This is a genomic window from Mycobacterium sp. (assembly GCF_039583805.1).
In the GTDB taxonomy this organism is placed as follows: domain Bacteria; phylum Actinomycetota; class Actinomycetes; order Mycobacteriales; family Mycobacteriaceae; genus Mycobacterium.
The window spans coordinates 1-8,061 of sequence record NZ_JAVKSH010000134.1; the positions used below are offsets into that span (position 1 = coordinate 1).

Annotated in this window: 5 protein-coding genes and 2 pseudogenes; 2 read left to right on the plus strand and 5 right to left on the minus strand. The window is 68.9% G+C overall.

From position 1 onward, the window contains the following. Positions 1 to 316 precede the first annotated feature (316 nt). A pseudogene (locus tag ABDW21_RS15230) lies at positions 317 to 592 on the plus strand (hypothetical protein); the annotation flags it as partial. 77 nt (positions 593 to 669) lie between these two features. On the opposite strand, the gene ABDW21_RS15235 reads toward ABDW21_RS15230, so the two are convergent. From ABDW21_RS15235 to ABDW21_RS15250, 4 genes are all read right to left on the minus strand, one after another. Further along, entirely contained in the window at positions 670 to 1,350 is a 681-nt protein-coding gene (locus ABDW21_RS15235; protein ID WP_343710663.1) for a response regulator, read from the minus strand. Next, a complete protein-coding gene (locus ABDW21_RS15240; RefSeq protein WP_343602875.1) occupies positions 1,347 to 3,893 on the minus strand; it encodes a sensor histidine kinase KdpD in 2,547 nt (848 codons plus the stop codon). Before ABDW21_RS15240 ends, ABDW21_RS15235 begins: the two co-directional genes overlap by 4 nt. An 82-nt stretch (positions 3,894 to 3,975) precedes the next feature. Next, positions 3,976 to 5,475, minus strand: a complete 1,500-nt coding sequence (locus tag ABDW21_RS15245; protein ID WP_343602871.1) for a HAMP domain-containing sensor histidine kinase — start codon at positions 5,473 to 5,475, stop codon at positions 3,976 to 3,978. Next, positions 5,472 to 6,245 (minus strand): response regulator transcription factor, encoded by a 774-nt coding sequence (locus ABDW21_RS15250; RefSeq protein WP_343602869.1) that lies wholly within the window; start codon positions 6,243 to 6,245, stop codon positions 5,472 to 5,474. Before ABDW21_RS15250 ends, ABDW21_RS15245 begins: the two co-directional genes overlap by 4 nt. A 403-nt stretch (positions 6,246 to 6,648) precedes the next feature. Between ABDW21_RS15250 and ABDW21_RS15255 the strand changes: the two genes are divergently transcribed. Beyond that, positions 6,649 to 7,923 (plus strand): PPE family protein, encoded by a 1,275-nt coding sequence (locus ABDW21_RS15255; RefSeq protein WP_343710664.1) that lies wholly within the window; start codon positions 6,649 to 6,651, stop codon positions 7,921 to 7,923. Positions 7,924 to 7,982: 59 nt separating this feature from the next. Here the strand turns inward: ABDW21_RS15255 and ABDW21_RS15260 are convergent. Then, positions 7,983 to 8,061: pseudogene (locus ABDW21_RS15260) on the minus strand (type VII secretion protein EsxI); the annotation flags it as partial.

The following is an 8,061-nucleotide window of genomic DNA, read 5'->3' on the forward strand; positions in this document are numbered from 1 at the left end:
GGGTGGCGGTCGGGACCTGGGTGGCGGTCGGGACCTGGGTGGCGGTCGGCTCGCGACGGCACCAACGGCGTTTGAGGTGTGTTGCGCGGCAACGTAGTTCCGAGTTGTCGCTTCGCGCGCAGGTGCTGCCGGCTGAGCGGCCGCCCGGCAGGCTCAACGGTGCGTTCACGCCATTCGGTAGCTCAGCGGGCTGCAGCGACCACAAACCGCGAATCGTGAGCCAAGTCAGGTCAGGGAGGGCGGGCCCTGGGGATGATGGACTCCGGCGGGCCGGTCCGGCGCGGTCGATGTCAGACCGGGGTGGGACCCTTCGGCGATGCAACTTCATGGAATCGAGCTTCGCTACGTGGTCACGATGTACCTGTTCGACAGCGGACCGGCGTCCATCGCCGACATGGTCGATGCGCTTACCCGGCAGGGTTTTTCCATTCGGGGGCGGGCGTCGAAGACCGTGTCGGACGCGCTGCGCTGGGAGGTCGAGCACGGCAGGGTTTTTCGGCGCGGACGCGGCCGATACGGACCCGCATGGATGCCGCGCTCCACCGAATACCGGATCCACAGGCGCGTGCGGGCGTTACGCGCGGCAGCCCGATTGTCGCTCGAAGGCGGGCACACGGCGCATTCCCTCGGCGCGGGTACGGGTGGGGCAGATGTGACAGCAGCCGTGGTTCACACCTCGAACCGGTAGCCCATGCCTGCCTCGGTCAGCAGATGCCGGGGATGCGACGGGTCGTCCTCGAGTTTGCGCCGTAGCTGTGCCAAATAGACACGCAGATAATGGGTTTCGGTCGTATACGCCGGGCCCCACACGTCCCTGAGCAGCTCCTCGCGACCCACAAGTTTGCCACGATTGCGCGCCAGCACTTCCAGCATGCCCCATTCGGTGGGTGTCAGGTGCACCTCGGCGCCGTTCTTGGTCACCTTCCTTGCGGCGAGATCGATGGTGAAAGAGGCGGTTTCGACCACCGGCTGGTCGATCTCCGATGCGGCGGAGTTTCGGCGCACCGCCGCGCGCAGCCGGGCCAGGAACTCGTCCATGCCGAACGGCTTGGTCACGTAGTCGTCGGCGCCGGCGTCCAGCGCTCCGACCTTGTCCGACGAATCGGTCCGCGCCGACAGCACGATGACGGGTGCGTTGAGCCAGCCGCGCAACCCGGCCAGCACGTCGATACCGGAGATGTCGGGCAGGCCGAGGTCGAGGACCACTACGTCGGGGCGGCGTTCGGCAGCCGCCCGCAGCGCACCCGCGCCGGTCGCTGCGGTGATCACCTCGTAGCCGCGCACCGACAGGTTGATCTTCAGCGCGCGCAGAATGTGCGGCTCGTCGTCGATCACCAACACGCGGGTCACGGATGCCGCTCCTGCTGCGGCGCAGCCAGATCCACGATCATCGTGAGTCCACCGCCGGGGGTGTCGGTCGCCTGGATCGTGCCGCCCATCGCCTGGACGAAGCCCCGCGCCACCGACAGGCCCAAGCCCACGCCGCTCGTGGTGTCGCGATCGCCGAGCCGCTGAAACGGTTCGAACAGTTGGTCCGCGCTGCCGTGTGGGATTCCGGGGCCTTCGTCGATGACGTTGATCAGGATGCGGTCGCCCACCTGTCCGGCGTTGACCCGGATCACGCTGTGAGGTGCATAGCGCAGCGCGTTGTCGATCAGGTTGGCCAGCACTCGTTCCAGCAGCCCGGGGTCGGCGAGCGCCACCGTTCCGCCGACGTCGGCCTTGATGCGGTCCAGGCCGGATCGCAAGAAGCCGGTGGCGCCCTTGCCGATGCTGACCAATGCGCGCTGCACGGTCTCCTCCAGGTACACGCGGTGCAGTTCGGGCCGGACGACCCCGGCCGCCAGCCGGGACGAGTCGAGCAGGTTGCCCAGCAAAGCAGTGAGCCGGTCGATGGATTCCTCGGCGGCGGCCAGCAATTCGGCGGTGTCGTCGGGCGAGAAGGCGACGTCCTCCGCGCGCAGGCTCGACACTGCCGCCTTGGCCGCCGCAAGCGGCGTGCGCAGGTCGTGGCTGACCGCCGCCAGCAGGGAGCGTCGCAGTTCGTCGGCCTGCTCGATGGCGTGAGCCCGGCCGGCCTCTTCGGCCAACTCGCGTTGCCGGATCAGGCCCGCGGCCTGTTTGGCCACCGCGGACAGCACCCGGCGGTCTCGGGCGGCCAGTTTGCGGCCGGCCAGCAGCATCCAGAACTCGTCGTCACCGACCTCGATCGCGGTGTCGGCGGAATCGACTCTGGCACAGGGGGTTGCGCCGACACAGGCGACAACCTCGCCCGCGTCGGACGTCTCCCGCAGCACGCTGACCGAGCGCTGGGAGTATGCCTCGCGCACCCGCTCCAGCAGCGTCTCGAGGTCCGCGCCGCGCAACACCGACCCCGCGAACAGTGTGAGCAGTTGCGCCTCCCGGGCTGCCCGCCCGGCCTCCCGGGCCCGTTTGGCCGCGCCGTCGACCAAGGCGGCGACCGCCGCGGCCACGAAGAGCAGAACCAGTTCGGTGACCGCGGCGTCGGGATCGGCGATGGCGAACGTGTGCCGCGGATTGGTCAGAAAGTAGTTCAGCAACAGGCTCGACAGCAGCGCCGAAAGCACTGCCGGGGCAATACCTCCCAGCAAGGCCACCAGCAGAACGCCGACGAAGAACAGCGCGCTTTCGCCGCTGATGCCAAGTATGCGGTCCAGCACACCCACTGCGATACCGCAGATGACGGTCGGCACGACGAGTGCCGCCAGCCAGGAGACGGCTCGCCGTTCCCGGGGGGAGAGCGGCGCCGCGCGGAAACCGCGAGCGGACTCCTCGTGGGTCACGACGTGCACGTCGCTCGTGCCGGATCGCTGGATCACCCGCGCGGCGATGCCGTCGTCGAGGATGCGCGCCCACCGTGACCGCCGGGACGTGCCGATCACCAGCTGGGTGGCGTTCATCTCGCGGGCGAAATCCAAAAGTGCGGAGGGCACGTCGTCACCGGCGACGATGTGCAGCGAGGCATCCAGGCTGTTCGCCAGCTCGCGGATCTTGGTGATCCGCGTCCCCGACGTGAGCCCGTCGCTGCGCAGCACGTGCACCACCATCAGCTCCGCGCTGGATTTCGTCGCGATCCGCGACGCCCGCCGCACCAGCGTCTCGGACTCCGGGCCGCCCGTGACCGCCACCACCACCCGCTCCCGGGCTTCCCAGGTGTCGGTGATCTTCTTGTCGGCCCGGTATTTGGCCAGCGCGGCGTCGACCTGGTCGGCCAGCCACAGCAGCGCGAGTTCCCTTAGCGCGGTGAGGTTTCCGCTGCGGAAGTAGTTGGACAGTGCGGCATCGATCTTCTCCGGGGCATAGACGTTGCCGTGGGAGAGTCTGCGCTGCAACGCTTCCGGCGCGATGTCGATGAGCTCGATCTGCGCGGCCTGCCGCACAGTCGAATCCGGCACCGTTTCCTGCTGGACGACGCCGGTGATCTGCGCGACGACGTCGTTGAGGCTCTCCAGATGCTGGATGTTGACCGTGGAGATCACCGTGATACCGGCGTCGAGCAGTTCCTCGACGTCCTGCCATCGTTTGTGGTTCCTGCTGCCCGGCACGTTGGTGTGGGCGAGCTCGTCGACCAGCACAACATGTGGATTTCGGGCCAGCACGGCGGGCACGTCGAGCTCGGTGAAGCGGCTGCCGCGGTAGTCGATAGCCCGGCCCGGGATGACCTCGATTCCCTCCAGCAGCTCGGCGACTTTGCGGCGTCCGTGCGTCTCGACCACGGCCGCCACCAGGTCGGTGCCGCGTTCCAGCCTTCGGTGCGCCTCGGAGAGCATCGCGTACGTCTTGCCGACGCCGGGGGCCGCGCCCAGGTAGACGCGCAACTCCCCGCGTGTACGGCGATGGTCGGCGACGCTCACCTGACCATCATCCACCAGTGAGCGGGTGCCGCCGATCCAGTGCGATATTCAGTTGCAGCACGTTGACCCGCGGCTCACCGAACACGCCCGGTGACCCGCGCTAGCCGGCCGTCCGCTCGACCATCGGCAGTCGCACCCGGAAAACGGTGCGGCCGCCACCGGATTCGGCGCCGACCGTACCGCGATGCGCGGTGACGATCGAGGCGACGATCGCCAGTCCCAGACCGTTCCCGGACCCCTCGGAGCGCGACGTGTCGGCGTGCACGAATCGTTCGAACAGGTGCGGCATGAGCTCCGGGTCGATGCCGGGCCCGTCGTCGCTGACCGTCAGTTCCGCGTACGCCCCGTCCGCGCCGGGCTGGTGCACCGCGATCGCCGTCTTCACCGTGACTCCCGGCGGGGTATGGACCCATGCGTTCCTCAGCAGATTGCTGATCAGTTGGTGCAGGCGGTCGCGGTCACCCCGGATCCACACCGGCTCGTCGGGAAGGTCGGTGCGCCACCGGTGGGTAGGCGCCGCCGCCGTCGCATCGTTGACCGCGTTGACGACGACGTCGCCCAGGTCGACGTCCTCGGTGCGCAGATCCTCGCCTTCACTCAGCCTCGACAGCAGCAGCAGTTCGTCGACCAGCGACGTCATCCGCCGCGCCTCGGACTCGATGCGGGCCAGCGCGTACTCGGTGGTCGGCGGCAGCGCCGAGCTGTCCTGCCGGGTCAGCTCGGCGTAGCCCTGGATCGCTGCCAGCGGCGTGCGCAGTTCGTGGCTGGCGTCGGTGATGAACCGCCGCATCCGGCGGTCGGATTCGGCGCGATGCGCCAGCGCGCCATCGACGTTGTCCAGCAACCGGTTCAGCGTGTGTCCGACGATGCCGACCTCGTTGGCCGGGTCGGTGTCCTGAGGTCGGACCCGGACCGTGATCCGCTGCTCTTCGTCGCCGACCAGAGGCATGCCGGCGACCTCGGCGGCGGCCGCGGCCACCCGGCGCAGCGGCCGCAGCGCGTAACCGACCACCGACAGCGTCAGCCCCGCGGTGACCAGCAGTGCGAATGCGAAAAGCGCTGCTGTGGTGACGATTCTGTGAGAGACGACCCGGTTCGCGAGATCCAGCGACACGCCGACAATCAGACGGTCGTTCCCGTCGGCCCGGCTGGCCACGCGATGCGGCCCCAGGCTGCCCAGATCGTCGGTACGTGTCGGGCCGTCGGTCCACGACCCCGCTTCGATGTCGCGGACCACGTCGGGAGGCGCGGGCCGCGGCTCGTCCTCGGAGAACACGGCCGAACCGACCACACGCCCGTCGCGAAGCACCGCGACGAGGTTTCCGGGCGTCTGCCCGGTGAATTTCAGCATCGCCTGCTCGACGGGCGAATCGGAATGCGTCGCCTCACCACTGCGGTATCTGGTGTAGGAGTGGCTCAGTGCGTCGAGAGATTCGGCGACCTCGGCGTCGACCATCGAGACGACGTAGCCACGCAAGCTCAGCAACGATACGACGCCGACCGCGACCACCACCAGGCTGACAACCGTGGCTACGCCCAGCAGCAGCTGCTGGCGCACCGTCCGGGGCCGCCACCACGATGGGCTGCCGGCCGGTGTCATTGCGGGGGGCGCAGCATGTACCCCACGCCACGCACGGTGTGGATCATCGGCGCTCTGCCGGCGTCGATCTTTCTGCGCAGATAGGAGATGTAAAGGTCGACGATACCGGTGCGCCCGGCGAAGTCGTAGTTCCAGACCCGGTCCAGGATTTCGCTGCGGCTCAACGCACGGCGCGGATTGCGCATCAGGAAACGCAGCAGCTCGAACTCGGTCGAGCTCAGCGAAATCGGGGCATCGGCGCGGGTGACTTCGCGGCTGGCGCCGTCGAGCGCAAGGTCGCCGACCCGCAGAACGTCCGCAGCCGGCGGGGCCTGCTGAGCGGAGCGGCGCAGCAGGCCCCGCAACCGGGCGACCAGCTCCTCGAGGCTGAACGGTTTGGTCATGTAGTCGTCGGCACCCGCGGTCAGGCCGGCGACCCGGTCCATCACCGAGTCCCGCGCGGTGAGGAACAGGGTGGGGGTGTAGCCGTCCGATTCGCGGATCCGCTGCAGGATCTGCAGTCCGTCGATGTCGGGCAGCATGATGTCCAGGACCAGCACGTCGGGACCGATCTCGTCGAACGTGGCGACGGCCTCGCGGCCGTTGCGGGCGATGTCGACGATCCAGCCCTCGTAGTGCAGCGCCATTTTGACCAGGTTGGTCAGCGCCGGTTCGTCGTCGACCAGCAAAACCCGGATCGGTGATCCGTCGGGACGGTGGATGCGCGGCAGTTGCCCGAGGATGGCCCGGCGGGGCCGCTGGTCGCGCGCCTGACCCGAGGGTGATGACATGTCTCTCTGATTCTCCCAGCCGTACACCGGGTTGTCACGGAGCTCATAGCGTTCTCAAATTTTTTCGCCCCGGCCGGACACCGGCGAGCCCGACGAGATATGCGTTCTCTATGGAGGACGCCGACATGCTTGAGATCGCCCAGAGCCGAAAAATACTCTGGTACATGGTAGTTGACCTTAAATCCAACTGGATCGGCGACGATAGGTACGTATCCTGTTGCGCCCCAAAAGGTTAAGAGTTCACTCTGTGGCGCTGCGAAGAAGGTATGAATTGCAATGTCTTTCGTGACGTATGTCACGGCGCATCCCGGTCTGCGGACGGCGGCGGCCGGGGATGGTCGTGCACACGCCACCACGGTCGCGTCCATCTAACACAAGGACTAACACAAGAAAGGGACATGAAGTGGATTTCGGAGCGTTACCTCCGGAGATCAACTCCGCGCGCATCTACGCCGGGCCCGGGGCAGGATCGATGCTGGCCGCCGCGGCGGCCTGGGGCGATCTGGCCGCGGAGCTGGATCGCGCGGCGGCTTCCGCTGGCTCGGTGGTCGCCGGACTGGCCGCCCAGGCGTGGCGAGGCGCGTCGTCGACGGCGATGTCGGCCGCCGCGACGCCGTACCTGACGTGGATGACGAGCGCCGCCGCGCTCAGCGAACAGACCGCCGGCCAGGCCCGGGCGGCGGCAAGCGCCTACGAGGCGGCGTTCGCGATGACGGTGCCGCCGCCGGTGATCGCCGCCAACCGCGCCCAGCTGGCCGCGCTGGTCGCGACGAACGTTCTCGGCCAGAACACCCCGGCGATCATGGCCACCGAGGCCCACTACATGCAGATGTGGGCACAGGACGCCGTCGCGATGTACGACTACGCCGCGAGCTCGGCGGCCGCCGCGACACTGCGGCCGTTCTCGCCGGCGCCGCAGACCACCAACGCGGGCGGACGCGCCGCGCAGGCCGCCGCGGTGGGTCACGCCGGGGGCACCTCGGGGTCCGGCCTCTCGCAGGCGGCGTTGGGCGCCGGAACGTCGGCGGCCACGTCAGCCACGTCAGCCAGCTATGGGCCGGTCAGTGCGCTCTCGGGACTGACCGGGGCGTCGACCAAAAGCGTTGTCAAGGGCGCCGGTGCCGGAGCGTCCGCATCCGGCGCGGGTCAGGGCGCTTTCAACGGGCTGGGAAACGGCCTGCTGGCCGGGGTCGGCGCGGACGGGGCGGGTCTGGGCACCGACGTCGGCGGCCTCGGTACGGACTTCGGCGGGCTGGGACTCGACTTCGCCGGGGTCACTGGGTTACAGGAAGCCGAGGCGCCCCTCGGCCTCGGCCCCGCTGTAGGCCTGGGCGGCGTGGGCCCGCTCGCCGGGTTCAGCCCGCTGGGCGAGTTCAGCCCGGTGAGCGGGGTGGGTGCCACCGGGGTGGCGGCGAGCGTAGGCAACGCCGCCCCGATCGGCGGGTTGTCGGTGCCGCAGGGCTGGGCCGGGACCGTCGCCTCGCCGGGATCCGTGGGCGCTGCCAACGCAATGCCGTTGCCGGCCGGCACCATGGGCACCGTACAGACGGTGTCGACGCATGCTTCGAGCATGCCCAGGATCAGCTTCCCGAACCTGGCCGGCCGCGATGCCGACAGCGCTCTGCAGCGAATCGGGATGCGCTCCGCGATGCTCCCCCACTCGCCGATCGCCGGATAGCCCGGACAATGACGTGGCCCGCACACCGGATGGTGTGCGGGCCACCGTCGTGGTGGCGGTCAGGCCCAGCTGGAGCCGACGGCGGAGTCGGTGGAGGCCATGTTGGATCCGGCGGACTGCACCTTTTGGCCGTGGGCG

Excerpts from the sequence above, each read along its gene's own strand:
- ABDW21_RS15245 (WP_343602871.1), bottom strand. The coding sequence starts at position 5,475 with ATGACACCGGCCGGCAGCCCATCGTGGTGGCGGCCCCGGACGGTGCGC.
- ABDW21_RS15250 (WP_343602869.1), bottom strand. The coding sequence starts at position 6,245 with ATGTCATCACCCTCGGGTCAGGCGCGCGACCAGCGGCCCCGCCGGGCC.